The following is a 1453-nucleotide window of genomic DNA, read 5'->3' as shown; positions in this document are numbered from 1 at the left end:
CCGGCGCCACCCTCAGCTACAGCACCGACGGCGGAACCACCTGGAATAGCAGCTTCAGCGCCGTCGAAGGCGGCAACAACGTCATCGTGCGCGCCACCGACGTGGCCGGCAACACCCACGATGCCGCCGCCTTCGCCTTCACCCTCGACACCACGATCGCAACTGCGGGCGTGGCCCTGGCCACGGACACTGGCGTCGCCGGCGACGGTGTGACGAGCCAGGCCGCGCTAACGTTCAGTGCGCCAGATGCCGATGCCACCCGCGTCATCACAGTCGATGGCAAGCAAGTCGCCAGCTATGACGCCGCCGGCATGACCGACGGCGCCCATACTGTCAGCATCACCGACACCGATGTCGCCGGCAACACCAGCACGGCATCAACCACTTTCACCCTCGACACCGCGACTGCGGCGCCTGTCGTCGCGCTGAGCAGCGACAGCGGCTCCAGCGGCAGCGATGGCATCACCAACGTCGGCACACTGGCCATCAGCGGCACCGAGGCCGGCGCCACCATCAGCTACAGCACCGATGGCGGCACCACCTGGACTAACAGCTTCAGCGCCGTCGAGGGCGACAACAGCGTCATCGTGCGCGCCACCGACGTGGCCGGCAACACCCACAATGCCGCGGCCTTCACCTTCACCCTCGACACCTCGACTGCGGCACCCGTGGTTGCCCTGGCCCACGACAGCGGCTCCAGCGGCAGCGACGGTATCACCAACGTCGGCACACTGGCCATCAGCGGCACCGAGACCGGCGCCACCCTCAGCTACAGCACCGACGGCGGAACCACCTGGAATAGCAGCTTCAGCGCCGTCGAAGGCGGCAACAACGTCATCGTGCGCGCCACCGACGTGGCCGGCAACACCCACGATGCCGCAGCCTTCGCCTTCACCCTCGACACCACGATCGCAACTGCGGGCGTGGCCCTGACCACGGACACTGGCGTCGCCGGCGACGGCGTGACGAGCCAGGCCGCGCTAACGTTCAGTGCGCCAGATGCCGACGCCACCCGCGTCATCACAGTCGATGGCAAGCAAGTCGCCAGCTATGACGCCGCCGGCATGACCGACGGCGCCCATACTGTCAGCATCACCGACACCGATGTCGCCGGCAACACCAGCACGGCATCAACCACTTTCACCCTCGACACCGCGACTGCGGCGCCTGTCGTCGCGCTGAGCAGCGACAGCGGCTCCAGCGGCAGCGATGGCATCACCAACGTCGGCACACTGGCCGTCAGCGGCACCGAGGCCGGCGCCACCATCAGCTACAGCACCGATGGCGGCACCACCTGGACTAACAGCTTCAGCGCCGTCGAGGGCGACAACAGCGTCATCGTGCGCGCCACCGACGTGGCCGGCAACACCCACAATGCCGCGGCCTTCACCTTCACCCTCGACACCGCGACCGCGGCACCCGTGGTTGCCCTGGCCCACGACAGCGGCTCCAG

General features: G+C 68.0%; 1 protein-coding gene. It reads left to right on the top strand.

Features of this window, described 5'->3' with window-relative positions:
- Nucleotides 1-1453 (top strand): beta strand repeat-containing protein (locus H3H39_RS27290; protein WP_311196998.1); only part of this gene is annotated, 1453 nt, incomplete at both ends.

The sequence above is a fragment of the Rugamonas apoptosis genome, assembly GCF_014042355.1.
GTDB classification, from domain to species: domain Bacteria; phylum Pseudomonadota; class Gammaproteobacteria; order Burkholderiales; family Burkholderiaceae_D; genus Rugamonas; species Rugamonas apoptosis.
The sequence above is the reverse complement of the archived record's forward strand: the minus strand, read 5'-3'. Positions and strand labels throughout refer to the sequence as shown.